This is a genomic window from Polaromonas sp. P3_B1, assembly GCF_056402935.1.
In genome coordinates this window covers 77832-97791 of sequence record NZ_JBFUGK010000008.1, presented here as the reverse complement: position 1 = coordinate 97791, position 19960 = coordinate 77832, and the positions used below count along the sequence as shown (strand labels likewise).

23 protein-coding genes are annotated in these 19960 nt (G+C 63.8%); 12 read left to right on the top strand and 11 right to left on the bottom strand.

The window, feature by feature from the left end:
* The first annotated feature begins 22 nt into the window (after positions 1-22).
* The gene (locus AC1DXS_RS06910; protein ID WP_477736778.1) at positions 23-796 is read left to right on the top strand and encodes an MBL fold metallo-hydrolase; all 774 of its coding nucleotides are present in this window, start codon (positions 23-25) and stop codon (positions 794-796) included.
* A 98-nt stretch (positions 797-894) separates the two neighbouring features.
* Here the strand turns inward: AC1DXS_RS06910 and AC1DXS_RS06905 are convergent, their stop codons facing one another.
* From AC1DXS_RS06905 to AC1DXS_RS06895, 3 genes are all read right to left on the bottom strand, one after another.
* Positions 895-1152 (bottom strand): hypothetical protein, encoded by a 258-nt coding sequence (locus AC1DXS_RS06905; protein WP_477736777.1) that lies wholly within the window; start codon positions 1150-1152, stop codon positions 895-897.
* Between the two features lie 213 nt (positions 1153-1365).
* On the bottom strand, positions 1366-1878 hold the full coding sequence (locus AC1DXS_RS06900; protein ID WP_477736776.1) for a hypothetical protein: 513 nt from the start codon (positions 1876-1878) through the stop codon (positions 1366-1368).
* Positions 1879-1939: 61 nt separating this feature from the next.
* Positions 1940-3136, bottom strand: a complete 1197-nt coding sequence (locus AC1DXS_RS06895; protein ID WP_477736775.1) for a JmjC domain-containing protein — start codon at positions 3134-3136, stop codon at positions 1940-1942.
* A gap of 14 nt (positions 3137-3150) precedes the next feature.
* Between AC1DXS_RS06895 and AC1DXS_RS06890 the strand changes: the two genes are divergently transcribed.
* A complete protein-coding gene (locus AC1DXS_RS06890; RefSeq protein WP_477736774.1) occupies positions 3151-3675 on the top strand; it encodes an FKBP-type peptidyl-prolyl cis-trans isomerase in 525 nt (174 codons plus the stop codon).
* Positions 3676-3732: 57 nt separating this feature from the next.
* Here AC1DXS_RS06890 and AC1DXS_RS06885 read toward each other — a convergent pair whose 3' ends face one another.
* The 4 genes from AC1DXS_RS06885 to coaBC all read right to left on the bottom strand — a co-directional run bounded on the left by AC1DXS_RS06885 (position 3733) and on the right by coaBC (position 6647).
* A complete protein-coding gene (locus AC1DXS_RS06885; RefSeq protein WP_477736773.1) occupies positions 3733-4284 on the bottom strand; it encodes an outer membrane lipoprotein in 552 nt (183 codons plus the stop codon).
* A 183-nt stretch (positions 4285-4467) separates the two neighbouring features.
* Entirely contained in the window at positions 4468-4914 is a 447-nt protein-coding gene (gene dut / locus AC1DXS_RS06880; protein ID WP_074576942.1) for a dUTP diphosphatase, read from the bottom strand.
* 3 nt (positions 4915-4917) lie between these two features.
* Complete coding sequence (locus AC1DXS_RS06875; RefSeq protein ID WP_477736772.1) at positions 4918-5361, bottom strand: hypothetical protein; 444 nt, start codon at positions 5359-5361, stop codon at positions 4918-4920.
* On the bottom strand, positions 5358-6647 hold the full coding sequence (gene coaBC / locus AC1DXS_RS06870) for a bifunctional phosphopantothenoylcysteine decarboxylase/phosphopantothenate--cysteine ligase CoaBC (protein ID WP_477736771.1): 1290 nt from the start codon (positions 6645-6647) through the stop codon (positions 5358-5360). The genes AC1DXS_RS06875 and coaBC overlap by 4 nt, the downstream gene beginning before the upstream one ends.
* 102 nt (positions 6648-6749) lie before the next feature.
* On the opposite strand from coaBC, the gene AC1DXS_RS06865 reads away from it, so the two are divergent.
* The 6 genes from AC1DXS_RS06865 to AC1DXS_RS06840 all read left to right on the top strand — a co-directional run bounded on the left by AC1DXS_RS06865 (position 6750) and on the right by AC1DXS_RS06840 (position 11810).
* On the top strand, positions 6750-8441 hold the full coding sequence (locus AC1DXS_RS06865; RefSeq protein ID WP_477736770.1) for a CTP synthase: 1692 nt from the start codon (positions 6750-6752) through the stop codon (positions 8439-8441).
* A gap of 1 nt (position 8442) precedes the next feature.
* The gene (gene kdsA / locus AC1DXS_RS06860) at positions 8443-9300 is read left to right on the top strand and encodes a 3-deoxy-8-phosphooctulonate synthase (protein WP_477736769.1); all 858 of its coding nucleotides are present in this window, start codon (positions 8443-8445) and stop codon (positions 9298-9300) included.
* A gap of 99 nt (positions 9301-9399) precedes the next feature.
* Positions 9400-9690 carry a DUF1330 domain-containing protein gene (locus tag AC1DXS_RS06855; RefSeq protein WP_477736768.1) on the top strand — a complete coding sequence of 97 codons (291 nt, stop codon included), beginning with the start codon at positions 9400-9402 and terminating at the stop codon, positions 9688-9690.
* A gap of 50 nt (positions 9691-9740) precedes the next feature.
* Positions 9741-11024, top strand: coding sequence for a phosphopyruvate hydratase (gene eno, locus AC1DXS_RS06850; RefSeq protein WP_007873230.1), 1284 nt, complete (start codon positions 9741-9743; stop codon positions 11022-11024).
* A gap of 14 nt (positions 11025-11038) precedes the next feature.
* Positions 11039-11314 (top strand): septum formation initiator family protein, encoded by a 276-nt coding sequence (locus AC1DXS_RS06845; RefSeq protein WP_477736767.1) that lies wholly within the window; start codon positions 11039-11041, stop codon positions 11312-11314.
* Positions 11315-11357: 43 nt separating this feature from the next.
* Positions 11358-11810, top strand: a complete 453-nt coding sequence (locus AC1DXS_RS06840) for a hypothetical protein (protein WP_477736766.1) — start codon at positions 11358-11360, stop codon at positions 11808-11810.
* 3 nt (positions 11811-11813) lie between these two features.
* On the opposite strand, the gene hslO is transcribed toward AC1DXS_RS06840, so the two are convergent.
* The gene (gene hslO / locus AC1DXS_RS06835; protein ID WP_477736765.1) at positions 11814-12782 is read right to left on the bottom strand and encodes an Hsp33 family molecular chaperone HslO; all 969 of its coding nucleotides are present in this window, start codon (positions 12780-12782) and stop codon (positions 11814-11816) included.
* 160 nt (positions 12783-12942) lie between these two features.
* Positions 12943-13467: a gamma carbonic anhydrase family protein gene (locus AC1DXS_RS06830; RefSeq protein ID WP_477736764.1), complete on the bottom strand. Its 525-nt coding sequence runs from the start codon at positions 13465-13467 to the stop codon at positions 12943-12945.
* Between the two features lie 108 nt (positions 13468-13575).
* Between AC1DXS_RS06830 and AC1DXS_RS06825 the strand changes: the two genes are divergently transcribed.
* Together AC1DXS_RS06825 and AC1DXS_RS06820 are read left to right on the top strand one after the other, a co-directional pair.
* Positions 13576-14388, top strand: coding sequence for a ferritin-like domain-containing protein (locus AC1DXS_RS06825; protein WP_477736763.1), 813 nt, complete (start codon positions 13576-13578; stop codon positions 14386-14388).
* Positions 14389-14486: 98 nt separating this feature from the next.
* Positions 14487-15767 carry a class I SAM-dependent methyltransferase gene (locus AC1DXS_RS06820; RefSeq protein WP_477736762.1) on the top strand — a complete coding sequence of 427 codons (1281 nt, stop codon included), beginning with the start codon at positions 14487-14489 and terminating at the stop codon, positions 15765-15767.
* 230 nt (positions 15768-15997) lie between these two features.
* On the opposite strand, the gene xerD is transcribed toward AC1DXS_RS06820, so the two are convergent.
* Both xerD and AC1DXS_RS06810 read right to left on the bottom strand, forming a co-directional pair.
* Positions 15998-16900, bottom strand: a complete 903-nt coding sequence (gene xerD, locus AC1DXS_RS06815) for a site-specific tyrosine recombinase XerD (RefSeq protein ID WP_477736761.1) — start codon at positions 16898-16900, stop codon at positions 15998-16000.
* A gap of 72 nt (positions 16901-16972) precedes the next feature.
* Positions 16973-17953, bottom strand: a complete 981-nt coding sequence (locus AC1DXS_RS06810) for a tripartite tricarboxylate transporter substrate binding protein BugE (protein WP_477736760.1) — start codon at positions 17951-17953, stop codon at positions 16973-16975.
* A 111-nt stretch (positions 17954-18064) separates the two neighbouring features.
* On the opposite strand from AC1DXS_RS06810, the gene AC1DXS_RS06805 reads away from it, so the two are divergent.
* Together AC1DXS_RS06805 and AC1DXS_RS06800 are read left to right on the top strand one after the other, a co-directional pair.
* Positions 18065-18970, top strand: coding sequence for an AEC family transporter (locus AC1DXS_RS06805; protein ID WP_477736759.1), 906 nt, complete (start codon positions 18065-18067; stop codon positions 18968-18970).
* A 242-nt stretch (positions 18971-19212) separates the two neighbouring features.
* Positions 19213-19938, top strand: a complete 726-nt coding sequence (locus tag AC1DXS_RS06800; RefSeq protein WP_477736758.1) for a DnaJ domain-containing protein — start codon at positions 19213-19215, stop codon at positions 19936-19938.
* Positions 19939-19960 lie beyond the last annotated feature (22 nt).

Sequence of the window (19960 nt, the reverse complement as noted above, 5' to 3'; positions counted from 1 at the left end):
GCCACCGCGAATTGCCGCGCCCATGTTGAAGTTCAAAAGCCTGGGCAGCGGCAGTTCGGGCAACGCCACCGTGGTCGAAGCAACGGGTATCGCGCCCTCGCGGGTTCTCGTTGATTGCGGCTTGGGCCTCAAGCACCTGCTTTACCGCCTCGGTGAGGCCGGGCTGGAACCCGAGGATATCCATGCGGTATTCATCACGCATGAACATGGCGACCACATCGGCTGTGCGCGGTCACTGGCCCTGCGCTACCGCATCCCGGTCTGGATGAGCCACGGGACGCACGCGGCCATCGGCGCGCCGGATTTTGACGGCCTGCTGCACACGGCGCGCGACGGCAAGGCCATCGTACTTGGCGGCCTGCAGCTCACCCCCTTCACCGTGCCGCACGACGCCAGGGAGCCCCTGCAGCTCACATGCACCGACGGCTCGGCCAAGCTCGGCATCCTGACCGACCTGGGCCATGCCACAACCCACGTCATGTCGCATCTGATGGCGTGCGACGCCCTGATGCTGGAGTGCAACCACGACACCGACATGCTGGCGCAATCTTCCTACCCACCCTTTTTAAAGCGGCGTGTGGGCGGCCAGTACGGCCACCTCTCCAATGCCGCGGCGGGGGAAATTGCCCGCAATGTTGTTCATGGGCGTTTCAGGCACTTGGTGGCCGCCCATTTGAGCGCACAGAACAACCGGCCCGCACTGGTGCAGGCGCTGATGGCCGAAACCCTGGGTTGCGGCGCGGATGACATCGTCGTAGCCAAACCCGATATCGGCACGCCCTGGCTTTCGGTCTGAGGCCGGATTCGGCTGATGCTGGCGTGATCCCAATGAGGGAAAGTGAGCGGCCATAAAAAAAGCCGCCTTGCGGCGGCTTTTTTCCGGCTTGCGAAGAATTACTTCTTGGCAGCGCTGGCAGCAGCGGAGGTGGCAGCGGCAGCAGCAGCGTCGGCGGAAGGAGCTGCGGATGCGGCAGGTGCGGATGCATCGGCAGCAGGTGCGGATGCAGCAGCGGCTGGTGCGGAAGCGTCAGCAGCAGGTGCGGGTGCAGGAGCTGAAGCGGCTGGTGCAGGCGCTGGGGCTTCTTCTTTCTTGCCGCAAGCAGCCAGGGCAACAGCGGCAACGATGGCTGCCAAAACGAGAGACTTGTTCATTTTTACGATCCTTGATGATATTTAAGAAACAATTTCCGGAAATTGTCAAAAGAAACCCAAACCGGGATTCAAGTTGTTTTGACCGGGGAAAGGACTCGAGCTCTTTCTACCCAGCTTTAAATTATATGCTGGATATTGCAAGTCCGGAAACCCTTAGCCGGCAAAGCAAGACCGTATAACGGCCCCGTATGAGGGCTTGCGCAATCCTTGCGCTTAAAGGCCCAGGGTGGTAGCCGGGAAGGCCGGTGAACTTTTCAATAACCTTTCATTGAGCCGCTCCCTGAGCGCGACCCGGCGTGCCGCCTCGGAGCCGGCCACGCCCGTGCAGCGCTGCAGGTCCAGACGCTCAAACACCCAACCAGGCCCCAGCAATGCGCTGGGCATGTCGTCGACAGGAGTGGACGCGTTGGCGCGGCATTCGATGATGTGCGCCCAGGTTCGCCGCCAGGTGACGAAGCGCGCATGCCGGCGCAGCACTTCATCGTAAGTCCTGGCCAGCATGGTGAAGGTCCGGCCGGTTTTGGACCAGTCGTTCAAGGCCTGCACCACCGCGCGCTCCCCCAGGGGCCAATCTTCAAAATTGGGGTCGCACACAATGATTTCTCGCCAGCCCTGCTCCGCCGCCACAGCGAGAGCCTGGCGGATCATCTCCGTGAAGTCTGCACGGCCAGTGAAACGGCCTTCGGGCAAGGCTTGCGGCGGGACGGCGGATATATCGGTTTCCATGGAGGGCTCCTTGGCAGGAATGAGGGAGCGGCGACAGATCGCAAACAGGCACCGGGTGTAATCAGGAACCCGCGGACGGCTCCCGCCGCAACCAGCCGGCATCATGCCAGTCGCCCAACAATGCTATCGCGGAGGCGCTGGCTTTTCGCAGATCATCTGGACCCAGGCTACGGCCATCGGCCAGCCGACGCATTAGCGTCGCATCGGCGCCTTTGGCGCGGTAGCTCTCCCCATTGATGAACACATGGTCGTCGTCATACATCATCCGGGTGCGCGCATCCAGCCTGAGCCCTGTATGGCCGGCCCGCATTTCATCATCATCCCACTCATCCACGGCTTCATCAAACCAGACAGAAGGCTTGGGTTCGGTCATGTACTCGCCCAGCACGCAGGCCAGCGCGAGCGGGTCTTTCAGCGCATCCTGCACGGCCTGTCCAGCGTACGCGGCCAGGTCCGCCGGCAGCGCCGCCGGCGTGGCCGTGGCATCCTGGCCGGGATCGCGGTAAATATCGGGCGCCTTGGTTGAACGGCGTCCCGTCGAGGCATTTGCCTCCTTTTCATCCTCGCTCAATTCCGCCAGGCGCTGCAACAGCTCCGCGGCGAGTTCGCTGCGCCCAGGCGACCTGAAGCCGATCGAGTAAGTCATACAGTCGCCCTCGCCTTCGGCAACGCCGTCGTGCGCATAGCGCGGGGGCAGATAAAGCATGTCTCCGGCTTCCAGCACAAACTCCTGTTCAGGCTCGAAGTTCTGCAGGATTTTGAGCGGCACGCCCTCCTGCAGGGTCAGGTCTTTTTGCCGGCCGATTTTCCAGCGCCGCCGTCCGCTGGCTTGCAGCAGGAACACGTCATAGCTGTCAAAGTGCGGGCCCACGCCGCCGCCCTCGGTGGCAAAAGAGATCATCAGGTCATCAAGCCGCGCATCAGGAACAAAACGGAATTTCTGCAGCAACGCGTGAGCGCCGGCGTGATGCAGGTCAACACCCTGCACCAGCAAGGTCCAGGCCTTCTGGCTCAATGGAGGCAGGCCGCGTGGCGCGAAAGGGCCCTGCTTCATGCGCCAGCCCTTGGCTTGTTGAACAATGAGGCGCGACTCCACCTGTTCGTTCGCGGCCAGCTTGAACAAAGCCGCGCGGCTCAGCAAAGGCTGGAACCCGGGCACCGCCTGGCGCACGAGCAACGGCTTTTTTTGCCAGTGCCGGCGCATGAATTGCATGGGGCTGAGGCCGGCGAGGAGCGCTAGAGATTGGTTTACATCCATGGGACAATTGTCGGATGAAAATCACCCCGCAATGCGTCGTAGCCCTGACATGGACGCTGAAAGACACTCTGGGCGATCTGCTGGACGAGCTGGATGAACCCATTGAGTTCCTGCTCGGAGGAAACGACCTGCTGGCCAAAATTGAAGAGGCCCTGCAAGGCCACTCGATCGGGGACAAGCTTGAGTTGCACCTTGAGCCCGAAGACGCCTTCGGTGACTATGACGAGAACCTGGTATTTCTGGAGCCCCGTAAAGCCTTCCCCGCCGAACTGGAGGAAGGCATGACCTTCGACGGCGCTGCCCTTCCCAAAGGGACCAGTGGAACAGCGCCCTCCGACCACATTTATACGGTCACCGAGATCTATCCCGACCACGTGGTGCTGGACGGCAACCATCCGCTGGCGGGTATCGCCATCCGGCTGGCGGTCAAGGTGGAGGCAGTGCGAGAAGCCACGGAAGAAGAAATAGGCCAGGGCTCCCTGGGCACGGGCTTCTTCAAGCTTGAGCCGCTGAGCCCCGGCAGCGGCACCCTGCACTAGCTCACAGGGCAAGGCAAAGGCAGCTGCCGCACGGCGCCGCCCTTGCCCACATGCAGCTTACATCCGGTACAGCAGACCGTTCTCGATCCTCACGCGGTCACCAATGCGCAGGTCGCCGGTGGACGGAACGTCGTAGGCACGGCCAGTGCCGTTGTCAAGCTGGACGGACACGCGGTAGGTTTCGCGAACCGCGCCGGCATTGCGGTTCTTTTCGATGGCGTTACCCGCCACCGCGCCGCCCACGGCGCCCGCAACCGTCGCTATGTCCTTGCCGGTCCCGCCACCGATCTGGTGGCCTACCACCGCACCGGCCACACCGCCAAGGATGGCGCCTACACCCGAGCCGCGGGCCTGCTCCTGGGTGCGAAACACTTCGACGTTGCTGACGCGTCCGTATTCGACATAGCGGTTCTGCTGGTTGGTGGGATAGGTGCCCGCCGGGTAGGTTCCAGCAGGGTAAGTCTGGTTAGGGTAGCTGGCGGTGTTGGGATAGGCCGGCGGGTAATTCGCGTCAGAGGTCGGCGGCGGGTTCATGGGTGCGCAGGCTGCCAGGGCGGCCAGCGCCAGGACCACGGACGCGGATGAAATAAAGCGGGATGTGTTTCGCATGAGTCTCTCCTTTTGGTAAGTTCATGAGATCCCGGCATCAGGGCGCATGGACTCTCATGGCTTATTAAGGATGCGACCTGCTCTTTCCCAGGTGGGGATTGGGCCTGTGGTGGCGTGGGAGCCTTGTTGCAGGGGTTGTAGGAAAACCCCCACCCCCGGCGCGCGGCGGCCCGGGCGCCGGGCTCAGGCCTTGCCGGTGGAACCGTACCCGCCCTCCCCGCGCTCACTGGCGGGGAATTCGGAGACCACATTGAACTGCGCCTGCACCACAGGCACGATCATCAGTTGCGCGATCCGCTCCATGGGTTCGATGGTGAAAGGCACATCGCTGCGGTTCCATGCGCTGACCATCAACTGCCCCTGGTAGTCGCTGTCGATCAGACCCACGAGGTTGCCCAGCACGATGCCGTGCTTGTGGCCCAGCCCGGAGCGCGGCAGGATCAGCGCGGCATAGCCTGGGTTGTGCAGGTAAATGGCGATGCCGGTGGGCACCAGTTGCCAGGCATTGGCGGCCAGCGTGAGCGGCGCATCCAGGCAGGCGCGCAGGTCCAGCCCGGCGCTGCCGGGTGTGGCGTAGGTGGGAAGGTTGTTTTGAAGGCGGGGGTCGAGGATCTTGACGTCGATGTGCATGAACTATTTCTTCTTGGGTAATTGATTTTTCCGGGCCTTTTCGGCTTCTTCGGCGGCTTGCCGCGCCAGCTCGCGCAGGCGCTGGACCAGCGCCCCGGATGAGCGGCGGTTGGCCTGAAACACCGCCCACGCGCCGTACACCAGCAGCGCCGGCAGGAACAGAAAGCCGGTGCCGGGCACGACCTCGGACAGGACCTGGGTGGCGATCCACAGGATAACCACCCATTTGACGTGGGTGGCAAAGGTGGCGACGGTGGCAGCGACTGGCGCGGGTTTAGCGGGCGGCGTAGCGATGCTCCCCGGAGACGATGGGCGCGGCACGGTCTTTTCTCCGGGCTTGAGCCGGTCTTCACGGGCTTCGGCCGAGGCCTGCGCATTCGCATGGGTCAGGCGCTCCACGTACGCCACAAAGTCGCCGTCCGGCGGCGTGTTCGAAGGAAGGTTCACGGTGCGGCCGCTTTCCCTTTGGGGGCATCCGCGATCCTGGCCGCGATCTCCCCGACCAGCCGCCGCGCCAGCGAGAGTTTGGAGGCGCGCGGCAGCGCGGTGCTGCCCTTCGCATCCACCAGCAGCAGCGCGTTATGGTCTTGGCCGAAGGTATCGGGGCCGATGTTGCCGACCAGCAGCGGTACCTTTTTGCGCAGGCGCTTGGCTTCGGCGTTTTCCGCGAGGTCCTGGCTTTCCGCCGCGAACCCCACACAGAAAAGCCGGCCAGCCTGGGCCGCAGCCGACTGGGCCACGGTCGCAAGGATGTCGGGGTTCTCGGTGAAGGCCAGTTGCGGCGCCTGGCCGGAGCCGTCTTTCTTGATCTTCTGCGTTGAAGGCGCGGCGGGTCGCCAGTCGGCAACCGCCGCGGTGGCAACAAACACACTGGCGGCATCGGCACGCATCGCCACGGCTTCCAGCATCTGCTGCGCGGACCTCACGTCGACACGGGTAACGCCGCGCGGCGTCGGCTGGCTTACCGGGCCGGCGACAAGCGTCACCTCGGCGCCCGCCTCGCGCGCCGCGCGCGCGATGGCAAAGCCCATCTTGCCGCTGGACAAATTCGTGATGCCGCGCACAGGATCAATGGCTTCATAAGTCGGGCCGGCGGTGACCAGCACGCGCTGGCCGGCCAGCACCTTGGGTGCAAAGAAAGCGATCAGGTCCTCAAGAATCTGCTCGGGCTCCAGCATGCGCCCGTCGCCGGTCTCCCCGCAGGCCTGAAAGCCGCTGCCCACGCCCAGCACCGTGGCGCCATCAGCATCCAGCTGCACAAAATTGCGCTGCGTGGCTGGGTGCGCGTACATCTCGCGGTTCATGGCCGGCGCCACCAGCAGCGGCACCTTGTCGATGGGGCGGGCCAGGCACATCAGGCTCAGCAGGTCGTCGGCGCGGCCATGTAGCAGCTTGGCCATGAAATCGGCGCTCATGGGCGCGACCAGAATGGCGTCGGACTCCCGCGACAGGTTGATATGCGCCATGTTGTTGTCTTCACGGCTGTCCCATTGGCTGGTGTAGACCGGCCGCCCGCTCAAAGCCTGCAGCGTGACGGGCGTGATGAACTGCTCGGCCGCCTCGGTCATGACCACCTGCACCGTAGCGCCGGCCTTGATCAGGGCCCGGCACAGCTCGGCAGCCTTGTAGCAGGCGATACCGCCCGACAGGCCCAGCACGATGTGTTTGCCTGCCAGATCCAGGGTTTCGCCGCCGTCCGGGCCGCTTCCCGCGGGGGTCACTTGATTCGTCATGCCCGCAATGTATCAGCTAAGCCCCCTGAATTCATCGGCCCCCGCGAGCAACCCGTATAATCTCCGTTTACCACCTCGACGAACTTGCAGTTCGTACCTGACATGACCAAATTTGTCTTCGTCACCGGCGGTGTGGTGTCTTCCCTGGGCAAGGGAATCGCCTCAGCCTCCTTAGCTGCGATCCTGGAATCGCGAGGCCTCAAAGTCACTTTAATCAAGCTTGATCCCTATCTCAATGTGGATCCGGGCACGATGTCGCCCTTCCAGCATGGCGAGGTTTTCGTGACCGACGACGGCGCGGAAACCGACCTGGACCTTGGCCACTACGAGCGTTTCATCGAAACGCGCATGCGCAAGGCCAACAACTTCACCACCGGCCAGATCTACAAAAGCGTCCTCGAAAAAGAACGCCGCGGCGACTACCTCGGCAAGACCGTGCAGGTCATCCCGCACGTCACCAATGAAATCCAGGAGTTCGTCAAGCGCGGCGCCGGCTATGAAACCGCCGACGCAGTCGACGTCGCCATTGTCGAAATCGGCGGCACCGTGGGCGATATTGAATCCCTGCCCTTCCTGGAAGCCGTGCGCCAGATGAGCCTGCGCCTGGGCGCCAACAACACCGCTTTTGTGCACCTGAGCTACCTGCCCTGGATTGCCGCCGCCGGCGAACTCAAGACCAAGCCGACCCAGCACACCGCCAAGCAATTGCGCGAGATCGGTATCCAGGCCGACGTGCTGCTGTGCCGCGCGGACCGCCCCATCCCCAGCGAAGAGCGCGAAAAGATTTCGCTGTTCTCCAACGTCCCCGAGTGGGGCGTGATCTCCATGTGGGACGTGGACACGATTTACAAGGTGCCGCGCATGCTGCACGAGCAGGGCCTGGACGGCCTGATCTGCGACAAGCTGCGCCTCAATACCCCGCCGGCCAACCTCCGGCGCTGGGACGACCTGGTCTACGAGACCGAGCACCCTCAAACCGAAGTCCACATCGCCATGGTCGGCAAATATGTCGATCTGTCCGACAGCTACAAGTCGCTCAACGAAGCCCTGCGCCACGCCGGCATGAAGAACCATGCCAAGGTGGTCATCGAGTACGTCGACTCCGAAACCATCACACCCGACAACGTCTCGCGCCTGGCGCGCTTTGACGGCGTGCTGGTGCCCGGCGGCTTCGGCGTGCGCGGTGTCGAAGGCAAGATTTGCGCGGCCCGCTTCGCGCGCGAGAACAAGATGCCCTACCTCGGCATCTGCCTGGGCATGCAGGTCGCCACGATTGAGTTCGCGCGCCACGTCGCCGGCCTCAAGGACGCCAACAGCACCGAGTTCGACCCCGCCACGCCGCATCCGGTCATTGCGCTCATCACCGAATGGAAAGACGCCGACGGCACCATCAAGACGCGTGATGCCAAGTCCGACATGGGCGGCACCATGCGCCTGGGCGCGCAAAGCTCGGACGTCGCCCCGGGCACGCTGGCCCACAAGATCTACGGCGACGTGGTCACCGAACGCCACCGCCACCGCTATGAAGCCAACGTGAACTACCTCGACGCCCTGCGTGCCTCGGGCCTGGTTATCTCGGCGCTGACGCAGCGCGAGCAGCTCACCGAAATCGTCGAGTTGCCGCAGGACGTCCACCCCTGGTTTGTCGGTGTGCAATTCCACCCCGAGTTCAAATCCACGCCTTGGGCCGGCCATCCTCTGTTCAACGCCTATATCGCGGCCGTGCTCCAGCTGCGCGCCAGCGCGGGACAAGGCGGCAAGCCTGCCGCCAAGCCTCTGAAGGCGGTGGCCTGACATGAAACTCTGTGGATTCGACATCGGCCTTGACCAACCCTTTTTCCTGATTGCCGGCCCCTGCGTGGTGGAGTCCGAGCAGCTGCAGATGGACACTGCCGGCACGCTCAAGGAAATCACGGCTTCGCTGGGCATTCCCTTCGTCTTCAAAAGCAGTTTCGACAAGGCCAATCGCACCAGCGAGACGGCCTTTCGCGGACTGGGCACAGAAAAAGGCCTGGAGATTCTGGCCAAGGTCAAAAAGGAAATTGGCGTGCCGGTGCTGACCGACATCCATTCCGAAGACCAGATCGCCCAGGTCGCCAAGGTCGTCGATGTGCTGCAAACACCGGCCCTGCTGTGCCGCCAGACCGACTTCATCCACGCCGTCGCGCTGTCAGGCCTGCCGGTCAATATCAAAAAGGGCCAGTTCATGGCCCCGGGCGACATGAAGAACGTCATCATCAAGGCGCGTGCGGCCGTCAAGGCGGCCGGCCTGCCGGAAGACAACTTCATGGCCTGCGAGCGCGGCGCCAGCTTCGGCTACAACAACCTGGTCAGCGACATGCGCAGCCTGGCCATCATGCGCGAGACCAACGCGCCCGTTGTGTTCGACGCCACCCACTCGGTGCAACTGCCCGGCGGCCAAGGCGCCAGCAGCGGCGGCGTGCGCGAGATGGTGCCGGTGCTGGCGCGTGCCGCAGTGGCCGTCGGCGTCGCCGGCCTGTTCATGGAAACCCATCCGGACCCGGCCAAGGCTTTGTGCGACGGCCCCAATGCCGTACCGCTCAAGCACATGAAGGCGCTGCTGGAAACGCTCGTGGCACTGGACCGCGTCACCAAGAAAAACGGCTACCTCGAGAATAATTTTTCCGCCTGACCATGGACCTGGCCCCCGGACATACCTCCGGGCGGGCCGGCAAAACACAGCCCCATACCGGCCGGGCATGCGAATACCTTTAAGAACATCGGAGCCCACATGCCCAGCGCCTACATCATCGCCAACGTCACGGTTACGAACCCCGAACAATACGAACAGTACAAAAAACTGTCTAGCATTGCCATGCAGGCGCACGGCGCTGAAGTGTGTGTGCGTGGCGGCAAGATCGAGGTGCTGGAAGGCGATTGGGCGCCCAGCCGCATCGTGGTGCTCAAGTTCCCGAGTGTGGAGCAGGCCCGTGCCTTCAATGAATCCGCCGAGTATGAAGCGGCCCGCCAATCGCGCCAGGGCATTGCCGTCATGCGCATGGTGCTGGTCGAAGGCGTGTAACAGGTTTGGTTTTTATTTTTTAACTTATCTTCTGATTTGAAAGAGCCTACATGAGCGCAATTGTTGATATCGTCGGCCGCGAAATTCTCGACAGCCGTGGCAACCCTACCGTTGAATGCGACGTGCTGCTGGAGTCCGGCGTCATGGGCCGCGCGGCCGTTCCCTCGGGTGCCTCCACCGGCTCGCGCGAAGCGATTGAGCTGCGCGACGGCGACAAGTCGCGCTACCTCGGCAAGGGCGTGCTCAAGGCGGTCGAGCACATCAACACCGAAATCTCCGAGGCCGTGCTGGGCCTGGACGCCAGCGAGCAGGCCTTCCTCGACCGCACGCTGATCGACCTCGACGGTACGGACAACAAATCCCGCCTGGGCGCCAACGCCACGCTGGCCGTCAGCATGGCCGTGGCCCGTGCCGCCGCCGAAGAAGCCGGCCTGCCCCTGTACCGCTACTTCGGCGGCAGCGGCGCCATGCAGATGCCCGTGCCCATGATGAACGTGGTCAACGGCGGCGCGCACGCCAACAACAACCTGGACCTGCAGGAACTGATGATCATCCCCGTGGGCGCACCAAGCTTTCGCGAAGCCGTGCGTTACGGTGCCGAAGTCTTCCACGCGCTCAAGAAAATCCTGCACGACAAGGGCATGAGCGTGGCCGTCGGCGACGAAGGCGGCTTTGCCCCCAACGTGCCCAGCCACGAAGCGGCCATCCAGATGATCCTGGAAGCCATTTCCGCCGCAGGCTATGTGGCCGGCGAGCAGATCGCCCTGGGCCTGGATTGCGCGGCTTCCGAGTTCTACAAGGACGGCAAGTACGTGCTGTCCGGCGAAGGTCTGAGCCTCTCCGCCGAAGAATGGACCAACATTCTGGCGACCTGGGTCGACAAATACCCCATCATCAGCATCGAGGACGGCATGGCCGAAGGTGACTGGGACGGCTGGAAAATTCTGACCGAAAAGCTGGGCAAAAAAGTTCAGTTGGTCGGCGACGACCTGTTCGTCACCAACACCAAGATCCTCAAGGAAGGCATTGACAAGCACATCGCCAATTCCATCCTGATCAAGATCAACCAGATCGGCACCCTGACCGAGACCTTCGCCGCCATCGAGATGGCCAAGCGTGCCGGCTACACCGCCGTGATTTCGCACCGCTCCGGCGAAACCGAAGACTCCACCATTGCCGACATCGCCGTGGGCACCAATGCCGGCCAGATCAAGACCGGCTCGCTCTCGCGCTCGGACCGCATGGCCAAGTACAACCAGTTGCTGCGTATCGAGGAAGACCTCGGCGACGTCGCCTCTTACCCCGGCCGTGCGGCCTTCTACAACCTCCGTTAAGCGCTGAGCCGTACGTGGGAAACCGCCTCGTCCCTGCCGTCCTGATTGCGCTGCTGGTCATCTTCCACGCGCAACTCTGGGTCGGCCGGGGCAGCATTCCCAGCGTGCGCGAGATGCAGCACCGGTTGACCGAGCAGCAGGCCAGGAACGTCCAGGCCCAGGCCGCCAACGACCAGCTCACGGCCGAGGTCAGGGACCTGAAGGAAGGGCTGGAAATGGTCGAGGAAAAAGCCCGTAGCGAGCTCGGCATGGTCAAGCCCAATGAGATCTTCGTTCAGGTCACCAAATAAGGTTGGCACGCCCGCCGGCCTTCTCGACTGATCGGCTTTCACCGTGCTGAAAATCGCCGTTACCGGCGCACCATCAACCGGCAAACACCCACTCGCCTTCGCACTGGACAGCACCCTCAAAGGCGCGGGCCGCGATGCGCTGGTGGCCGTGACGGACCCGTCCACTTCATCAGGCAGCTCCGGCTACGGCCTGACGCTGCTGTGCGGCCTGGAAGCGGCGGACCCCGTCCGGCAGTCTGCCGACCAGGCCATCCGCACGGCCTTGGCCCGAGCCGGCATTCCCTATTGCGTTTTGTATGGAAACAGCCGCGAGCGCCTGGCCCAGGCGCTGGGTGCCGTTGAGCGCCTGCAACCCGGGGCGCCATTGCAGGAACATCCGCCCGAGCGCAGAAGCAAAGCCTGGGTGTGGGTGTGCGACAAATGCAGCGACCCCGTCTGTGAACACCGCCTGCTCAGCGACCTGCTGGCGCAGCGCGCCGCCCCCGCCGCGCCCTGAGCGTTACTGGACCGTCGACGTGGGCGGCTGCTGGTTGGTCTGGCTGGTAAAGAGTTGCGCCGCGTCCACCGGGTCGAATTCGTACTGCGCACCGCAAAACTCGCAGTCGACCGACACCTTGCCGCGTTCCGAAATAATGCTCTCGATCTCGTCCGTGCCCAGGCTGCGCAGCATGCTGCCCACGCGCTCGCGCGAGCAACTGCAGGCAAAGCTGGGCGTCGCCGGCTCAAAACGCGTGACCTGCTCTTCCCAGAACAGGCGGCGCAAAATGGTGTCGGCATCCAGGCCCAGCAGCTCTTCGCGCTTGAGCGTGCCGGCCAGCATCGCGATGCGCTTGTAGTCCTCATTGACGCCTATCTGGTCTTCATTGGCGTCGCGGTCTATCTGGCCTTCGAGGTTGCCCTGGCCCTTGACCGGCAGGCGCTGGATCAGCAGGCCCGCCGCAACCTGGCCGTCGGCCGCCAGGATCAGCTTGGTGTCCAACTGCTCGCTCTGCAACATGTAATGCTCGAGCACTTCGGCGAGGTTTTCGATCTTCTCGCGCTGGTCGCCGTAGAGAGGCACCACGCCCTGGTAGGCCTGCTGGCCCGGCAGCTTGTCCTTCGGGTCCAGGGTGATCGCGCAGCGCCCCTGGTTGTTCACATTGACCAACTGGCTCAGCGAGCTGCCCGCATCGACCGTGCCGGTCACCGTGGCGGTGGCACGCAGGCTGAGGTCTGGCTGCACCTCGGCCACGGCCAGCTTGACCGGTCCGTCGCCGAAAATTTGCAGGATCAGCGAGCCGTTGAACTTGATGTTGCTCTGCATCAGGGCGCCGGCCGCCGTCATTTCCCCCAGCAGGTTGGTGACCTCGACCGGATAGCCGCCGGCCGCTTCCCTGCGCTTGAGGATTTCCTGCCAGGAGCCGGTCAGGCGCACGAGCATGCCGCGTACGGGCAAACCGTCAAAAATGAATTTATGGAGTTCAGACACTGATTAAGCCCCCACGCTTTTCGCTTCGCGTAATGCGCTGCCCCCCGAGGGGGCGCTGCGCCTGTGGCCCGGCGAAGCCGGTTCCACGGCCCCTGCTGGAATGGGAGCGCTGGTATTAGCGCTCTGCGTGTATTGGGTGGTTCTGGTCATTCTGGGGTATTCAGGTAATCTTCTTGAGCCCGGTCTTGTAACGCCGGGCATTGTCTACATAGTGCTTCGCGCTCATTTTTAAACCCTCGATCTGCTCCGGGGACAGTTGCCTGACAGCTTTGGCCGGGCTTCCGAGGATCATGGAGCCGTCGGGGAATTCCTTGCCTTCCGTGACCAGGGAGCCGGCGCCGACCAGGCAGTTCTTGCCGATCCTGGCGCCGTTGAGCACCACCGCCTGGATGCCGATCAGCGAGCCGTCGCCTATGGTGCAGCCGTGCAGCATGACCTGGTGGCCGACCGTGACGTCCTCGCCTATCGTGAGCGGCAGACCCATATCGGCGTGCAGCACGCTGTTGTCCTGGATGTTGGAGCCCCGGCCCACGGAAATGGTCTCGGTGTCGCCCCGTATCACCACCCCAAACCAGACGCTGCTGTCCTCGGCCAGGTGCACGTTGCCCATGACCTGGGCGTTGTCGGCCACCCAGGCGGATTCATGAACGTCAGGGGCCAGGTTGTCCAGTTGGTAGAGGGCCATGGGATTTCGCTTTGTGAGGGGAAGCAGGGTCAAAAATGAAGGCGGCGCCCAAAGGCGGCCCGGTGCTTCGATTGTAGGAGCCCCAGGCATATCACCGACAATTCCCCCATGGCAAGCGCAGCTCCCCCCGCAGAACTCCGTCAGCAAGCCCTGGGGGCGCTGCTGGAAACCGATCCCGTGCAAAAAGTGCTGATGACGCAGCAGGCCATGGCGCAGGCGGGCACGCTCGCAATCGAGGCCGGGCGGGAACTCCAGGCCCCGGCCGGCCTGCCCGGCTGCCCCGAACGGCCCGAGCTGCGCTCCCACCTGGACGTGCCCAAGCGCTCGCCCTTCACACGCGAAGGCCTGGCCGCCCTGCTCCATGCCGTGACGCATATCGAATTCAACGCGATCAACCTGGCCCTGGACGCCGTCTGGCGCTTTCCCGGCATGCCGCGCGCCTACTACCTGGACTGGCTCAAGGTCGCCGCCGAGGAGGCCCACCATTTCAGCCTGTTGCGCGCCCAACTGCAGGCCATGGGCTACGACTACGGCGATTTTCCGGCCCACACCGGCCTCTGGGACATGACCCGCAAGACCGAGGGCGACCTGCTGGCACGCATGGCCCTGGTGCCGCGCACCCTGGAAGCCCGGGGCCTGGACGCCACCCCGCCCATGCAGGCCAAGCTTCGCAAGGTCGGCACGCCAGATGCGCTGCGGGCCGTGGACATCCTGGACGTGATCCTGCGCGACGAAATCGGCCATGTCGCCATCGGCAACCACTGGTACCGCCAGCTGTGCGCCCAGCGCGGGCTGGAGCCGGTCGCGACCTATGCCCTGCTGGCCCGGCAGTACGAGGCGCCCCGGCTCAAGGGCCCGCTGAACCTGGATGCCCGCCGCCGGGCGGGGTTTGACGAGGCGGAACTGGCGCTCCTGGGCTAGGGACAGCGTCCAAAACGCGGCAAATTCCTACACGCGCGGCTGCGGCAAGGATTTTCGAACGGCGCTAGACTGGAAATCTCTTGAAAAGGAGTTTGCGCATGATCCGGCACCTGGTTCCAGACAGTCCATCGCAAATGCCGCGCCTGCCCGCGGACATCGCTCTGCAGCTGCCTCAGGGCCAGCGCCTGGGCTCGGCCAACGCGCCTGTGAAGCTCGCGTTTTCCCATTGGTCCAGCATTGCCCGCCTCAAGGCCGGCCAGATAGGCGCCCTGGCCGAAGACTATGTCGAAGGCAAGCTCCAGCTCGAGGGCGCCATGCGCGACGTGATGCGCGCAGTCACCAAGCTGTTGCCCGGCAACCCGGTGGAAAGCGACACGGGCTGGTGGTCCAGCCTGTTGCACCGTGCCAAGTCCCTGGCGGCCCACACCCATGCCCGCGACGCGGCGCAGATCCAGTTCCATTACGACGTTTCCGACGCCTTCTACGCGCTCTGGCTGGACCCACGGCGCGTGTACTCCTGCGCCTATTACCGCGATGCCGCCATGAGTCTGGCCCAGGCGCAGGAAGCCAAACTCGACCACATCTGCCGCAAGCTCATGCTCAAGCCCGGCGAGCGCTTCCTGGACATAGGCGCCGGCTGGGGTGGTTTGCTGATGTGGGCTGCCGAGCACTACGGCGTCGACGCCACCGGCATCACCCTGTCGAAAAACCAGCATGCGCATGTGCAGCGGCTGATCGAGGAAAAAGGCCTGGGCAATCGGGTTCGCATGGAACTGCGCGACTACCGCGACCTGCCGGAGGACCAGCCCTTTGACAAGATCTCCTCGGTCGGCATGTTCGAGCACGTGGGCCAAGCGAACATGACCGCCTACTTCCAGAAAATCATGCGCCTGCTGGCCCCCGGCGGCCTGGTCATGAACCACGGCATCACGGCCGGCGGCCTGGAAAACCGCCAGCTCGGCGCCGGCATGGGCGACTTCATCGAGAAATACATCTTCCCCGGCGGGGAGTTGATGCACGTCAGTGCCGTGCTGGAGCACATGTCGCGCGCCGGCCTGGAAATGGTGGACACCGAAAATCTGCGCCCACACTACGCGCGCACGCTCTGGAACTGGTCGGACAAGCTGGAAGCCAGGCTGGACGAGGCGCGCCAGATACTGTCCCAGGACGGCGGCCCCGAGCGCGCGGAAAAGACCTTGCGCGCCTACCGCCTCTACCTGGCCGGCAGCGCCATGAGCTTCGAGCAGGGCTGGATCGCGCTGCACCAGATGCTGGCCGCCAAGCCGTCAGGCGAAGTGCACAACACCCCCCTGACCGGCGCGCAGTCCAGCTATCCGTTCACCAGGGGATATATGTACACCCCTGTCCAGGCGGATTAGCCCACCCCTGTCCAGGCTCACTGCGTGTAGCCTGTTCCCCCTCAAGGGGGCGGCGCCTGGGGCCGGCGAAGCCGGTCCCGTGGCCCCTGCTGTTGAATACCTGCCCGCTGGTTACATCACTGAACTCTTAGCCCAGCCGGAGCCGCGGGACTGGCTTTGCCAGACCGCAGGCGCAGCGGCCCCCTCGGGGGGCAGGAAGCTACACGAAGTGAGCGACCGTGGGGGCCACATCAGCCCCTAGGGTGATGCTGCGCATGCAAGGCTTTCAGACGCTCGCGCGCTACGTGGGTGTAAATCGTGGTGGTGGAAATATCGGCGTGGCCCAGCAGCATCTGCACCGCGCGCAGGTCGGCGCCGTGGTTGAGAAGGTGCGTGGCGAAGGCGTGGCGCAGCGTGTGCGGCGACAGTGGCGAATGGATGCCGGCCAATTGCGCGTACTTCTTGACCAACATCCAGAACATCACGCGGCTCATGCCCTTGCCGTGGCCGGTGACGAACAGGTCGTCCGTTTGCTGCCCTCCCAGAATGGCAGGCCGCGCCTCGGCCATGTAGTTCACGATCCATTCCCGCGCCACCTGGCCGAAGGGCACCAGGCGTTCCTTGCTGCCTTTGCCCATGATGCGCAGCACGCCGTCGTTGAGGCTCAGGTGAAAGGTCTTCAGGCCCACCAGTTCGCTCACGCGCAAGCCGCTGGCATACAGCAGCTCCAGCATGGCGCGGTCGCGCAGCCCCAGTGGCGTGCCTTCATCGGGTGCGGCCAGCAGCGACTCCACCTGGGCTTCGCTCAAAGTTTTGGGAACCCGCAGCGCCTGCTTCGCCGACTGCAGCTTGAGCGTCGGGTCGGCGTCTATCAGGCGCTCGCGCAGCGCCCAGCGGAAGTAGCGCTTGAACACCGTGAGGCGCCGGTTGGCGGATGTCGCTTTGGTCGCGGCATGGCGGGCAGAAAAATAACTGTTGAGGTCAGTCTCGGCCGTGGCGTCCAGCGCGCGTGCCCCCTGCTTGGCCGCGCCCAGCCAGGCCGCGAACAGCGACAGGTCCCGGCGGTAGGCTTCCAAGGTGTTTTTCGAGAGGCCGTCCTCCAGCCACAGCGCGTCGATGAACGCGTCTATGCTGGACTGGCTTTGTGCTTGCATGGGGGCAACCATAACAAAAAAGCCGCCGCGCATTCCTGCGCCGCGGCTTTGCGGGAGGTTTAACCCCGTGGCTTAATCAAGCTTGAGCTTGGCCCCGTCCACCACTTTTTTGTAGACCTCGTACTCGGCCTTGATCTGGGCCGTGAACTGCTCGGGCGTGTTGGCAATGATCAGCGAACCCGTGTCCTCGATGCGCTTGCGCACCGCCGGGTCTTCCAGCGACTTCTTCACGCCGGCACTGACCTTGTCGACCACTTCCTTGGACAGTCCCTTGGGGCCCAGGATGCCGTAATAGGCCATGCGGTTCACCGGCTCCAGGCCGACTTCCTTGAAAGTCGGCACGTCAGGCAATACGGCCAGGCGCTGCGGCGCGGCCACCACGATGGGGATCAAACGCTTTTGCTGGATAAAGGGCAGCGCGGAAGGAATGTTGTCAAAAATCATGGGGACCTGGCCGGCCACCGTGTCGTTGAGGGCCGGGCCCGCGCCGCGGTAGGGAATGTGGGTCACGAAGGTGCCCGACATGCTCTTGAAAAGCTCCATCTGCAGGTGGCCGATACCGCCCGTTCCCGAGGACGAGTAGGAATACTTGCCGGGGTTTTTCTTGAGCTCGGCCAGGAACTCCTTGTAGTTGCGGGCCGGAAAGCTCGGGTGCACCGCGATGATGTTGGGCGTGGCCGCGATGTTGATGATGGGCGTGAAGTCCGTCAGGGTGTTGTACGGGATCTTCGGATTGATGGCCGGGTTGGCCGCGGTGGTGGACACCGTGGCAACACCCAGCGTGTAGCCGTCAGGAGCGGAGCGGGCGATTTCCAGCGCGCCGACCACGCCGCCGCCGCCGGCCTTGTTCTCGACAATGACGCTCTGGCCCAGAGCCTTGCCCAGCGGCTCGGCGATCACACGGGCCACGATGTCGGTGGTGCCGCCGGGTGCGAAAGGCACTTGCAGCTTGACCACCTTGTTGGGATACCCCTGCGCCAGTGCAGGGCCGGCCGCGGCGCCCAGCGCGAGCGCGGACAGTACGGAATAGGCAAAGAGATAACGACGTTGCATGTTCGGGTCCTTACTTAAAAACAGCTGAAATAGTAATCGCAGCCGCATTCTTCGCCAGTGTGGATTACGCATAAGGGCAAACCCGAAGGCATTGCGGTTATTCTTGGGCCGGTGAACTACGCCCAGCTTCTTTTCCCGGACTTTTCCCTCATCATCTGCGGCTACCTGGTGTGCCGCTACACCGCCCTCGACCGCACGGTCTGGGAGAAGGTGGAAAGCCTGGTCTATTACTTCCTGTTTCCCGTCCTGCTGTTTCACTCCATCGTGAAAAGCCCCCTGGACCTGCGCGCCGCTTCCAGCCTGATAGGCGCCGGGCTGCTGATGGGCGTGGCGGGCATCGCCATGGCTTACAGCCTGCCCCACCTGCCCTGGTTGCGCCGCCACATCGATGCGCGCGAGCACGCGGCCAGCGCGCAGGTGGCATTTCGCTTCAACTCCTTCATCGCACTGGCCCTGGCGGAACGCCTGGCCGGCGCCCAGGGCCTGCAGCTGATAGCGGTGCTGATCGGTGTCTGCGTGCCGCTCTTTAACGTCGCCGCGGTGTGGCCGATGGCCAGGCACGCCCAGCGCGGCTTCATGGGCGAGCTGGTGCGCAATCCGCTGATTGTGGGAACCGCCGCTGGCTTGTTCGCCAACCTGCTGGGCTTGAGCATTCCGTTCTGGCTGGAGCCTACCGTCAATCGCATAGGCGCCGCCTCGCTGGCCCTGGGCCTGATGGCGGCCGGCGCCGGCATGCAGTTCGCGCACCTGTCGCAAGCCAAGACGCTCACGGTGGCCGTGCTGTCCATACGGCACCTGCTGCTGCCCATCGTGGCGCTGGGCCTGGCGAGCGCCTTCAGCCTGTCGCCGGTGCAAACCACCATACTGCTGGCCTTCTCCGCCTTGCCGACTGCCTCCAGCGCTTATGTGCTCGCCGCGCGCATGGGCTACAACGGGGCCTATGTGGCCGGGTTGGTGACTTTGTCGACGATGCTGGGGGTGGTGAGCTTGCCCTTTGCCTTGGCTGTGTTGCGCTAGCGCCTTTGCGTTCCACGGCCCGCTTTCTCCCCCTCCCTCTCCCGCCCGGCCGTCACAACCAGACCTCGGCTTGTGGGCCGCGCCAGTTAACACTGGGTATACTTATGTAAGAATTTGTAGCTCATGCGACGTGAGCCATAACGGGGAAACAGGAATAGCGGCAGCCGAGCGCGCATCACGACGCTATTGAAACAAGCACCTCCGCCTCGGACGAAACCACACCCCAAGCCCCACAGGAAACCATGAAGTCAGCCTATCTAGTCCTGGGCTTGCCCGGAAACGCCACCCGCGATGACATCGACGCGGCATTTGAAAAAGCCAAAAGCTTTTACTCGCCCGCCAGGCTCGCGGCAGACCCGCAGGCCGTCGACAAATTCCTCGAGGTCAAAACCGCGTACAAGGTATTGCGTGACGAAGAGTCCAGGGCTGCGCACGACCGCAAGCTGAACAGCGCGCAGGCGCCGGCCCCGCGCGCACCCAGGCCGGTCATCGTGAAGGAGGAAGCCTCCTGGGCCAGGCGCGCACTGCCGATTTTGCTGGCGGTGCTTGTCCTTGTGCTCGGGACAACCTTCTACATCAGTTCCAAGCGCGAAGCGGCCCGAAAAGCACAAGCCGAGCGCGAACTTCAACTGAAAGCGGAAGCGGCCGAGGAAGAGAAGAAAGAGCAGCTTCGCCTCGCAGCCGAGGAGGCAAACCGGCTGCGGCTTGCCAAGCAGGCTGAGCAGCAGGAGCGCCAATTCCGCCAGGAAAGTGACCGCGCGATCAACCGCGCAAATTCCGCGGAAACACAGCGCAGCTACCAGGAACTGCAGCGGGAAAACATCGAAAAGCGGGACGCCCAGCGCAAGGACAATGAGGCCAGGTCGCGCGAGCAGACCCTCGCGAGGGAAGCAGAGCAGCGACTTGCCAGAGACAAGGCCCGCATCCGGGAACTGTGCTACCAAAACTACCGGCGCTACGACTGCTGAGGCATTGCGGCACTGCTTGCTG

Excerpts from the sequence above, each read along its gene's own strand:
- xerD (WP_477736761.1), bottom strand. The coding sequence starts at position 16,900 with ATGCAAGCACAAAGCCAGTCCAGCATAGACGCGTTCATCGACGCGCTG.
- AC1DXS_RS06830 (WP_477736764.1), bottom strand. The coding sequence starts at position 13,467 with ATGGCCCTCTACCAACTGGACAACCTGGCCCCTGACGTTCATGAATCC.
- AC1DXS_RS06865 (WP_477736770.1), top strand. The coding sequence starts at position 6,750 with ATGACCAAATTTGTCTTCGTCACCGGCGGTGTGGTGTCTTCCCTGGGC.
- coaBC (WP_477736771.1), bottom strand. The coding sequence starts at position 6,647 with ATGACGAATCAAGTGACCCCCGCGGGAAGCGGCCCGGACGGCGGCGAA.
- AC1DXS_RS06895 (WP_477736775.1), bottom strand. The coding sequence starts at position 3,136 with ATGGATGTAAACCAATCTCTAGCGCTCCTCGCCGGCCTCAGCCCCATG.
- AC1DXS_RS06900 (WP_477736776.1), bottom strand. The coding sequence starts at position 1,878 with ATGGAAACCGATATATCCGCCGTCCCGCCGCAAGCCTTGCCCGAAGGC.
- AC1DXS_RS06890 (WP_477736774.1), top strand. The coding sequence starts at position 3,151 with ATGAAAATCACCCCGCAATGCGTCGTAGCCCTGACATGGACGCTGAAA.
- kdsA (WP_477736769.1), top strand. The coding sequence starts at position 8,443 with ATGAAACTCTGTGGATTCGACATCGGCCTTGACCAACCCTTTTTCCTG.
- eno (WP_007873230.1), top strand. The coding sequence starts at position 9,741 with ATGAGCGCAATTGTTGATATCGTCGGCCGCGAAATTCTCGACAGCCGT.
- AC1DXS_RS06800 (WP_477736758.1), top strand. The coding sequence starts at position 19,213 with ATGAAGTCAGCCTATCTAGTCCTGGGCTTGCCCGGAAACGCCACCCGC.
- dut (WP_074576942.1), bottom strand. The coding sequence starts at position 4,914 with ATGCACATCGACGTCAAGATCCTCGACCCCCGCCTTCAAAACAACCTT.
- AC1DXS_RS06825 (WP_477736763.1), top strand. The coding sequence starts at position 13,576 with ATGGCAAGCGCAGCTCCCCCCGCAGAACTCCGTCAGCAAGCCCTGGGG.
- AC1DXS_RS06885 (WP_477736773.1), bottom strand. The coding sequence starts at position 4,284 with ATGCGAAACACATCCCGCTTTATTTCATCCGCGTCCGTGGTCCTGGCG.
- AC1DXS_RS06910 (WP_477736778.1), top strand. The coding sequence starts at position 23 with ATGTTGAAGTTCAAAAGCCTGGGCAGCGGCAGTTCGGGCAACGCCACC.
- AC1DXS_RS06905 (WP_477736777.1), bottom strand. The coding sequence starts at position 1,152 with ATGAACAAGTCTCTCGTTTTGGCAGCCATCGTTGCCGCTGTTGCCCTG.
- AC1DXS_RS06855 (WP_477736768.1), top strand. The coding sequence starts at position 9,400 with ATGCCCAGCGCCTACATCATCGCCAACGTCACGGTTACGAACCCCGAA.
- AC1DXS_RS06820 (WP_477736762.1), top strand. The coding sequence starts at position 14,487 with ATGATCCGGCACCTGGTTCCAGACAGTCCATCGCAAATGCCGCGCCTG.
- AC1DXS_RS06810 (WP_477736760.1), bottom strand. The coding sequence starts at position 17,953 with ATGCAACGTCGTTATCTCTTTGCCTATTCCGTACTGTCCGCGCTCGCG.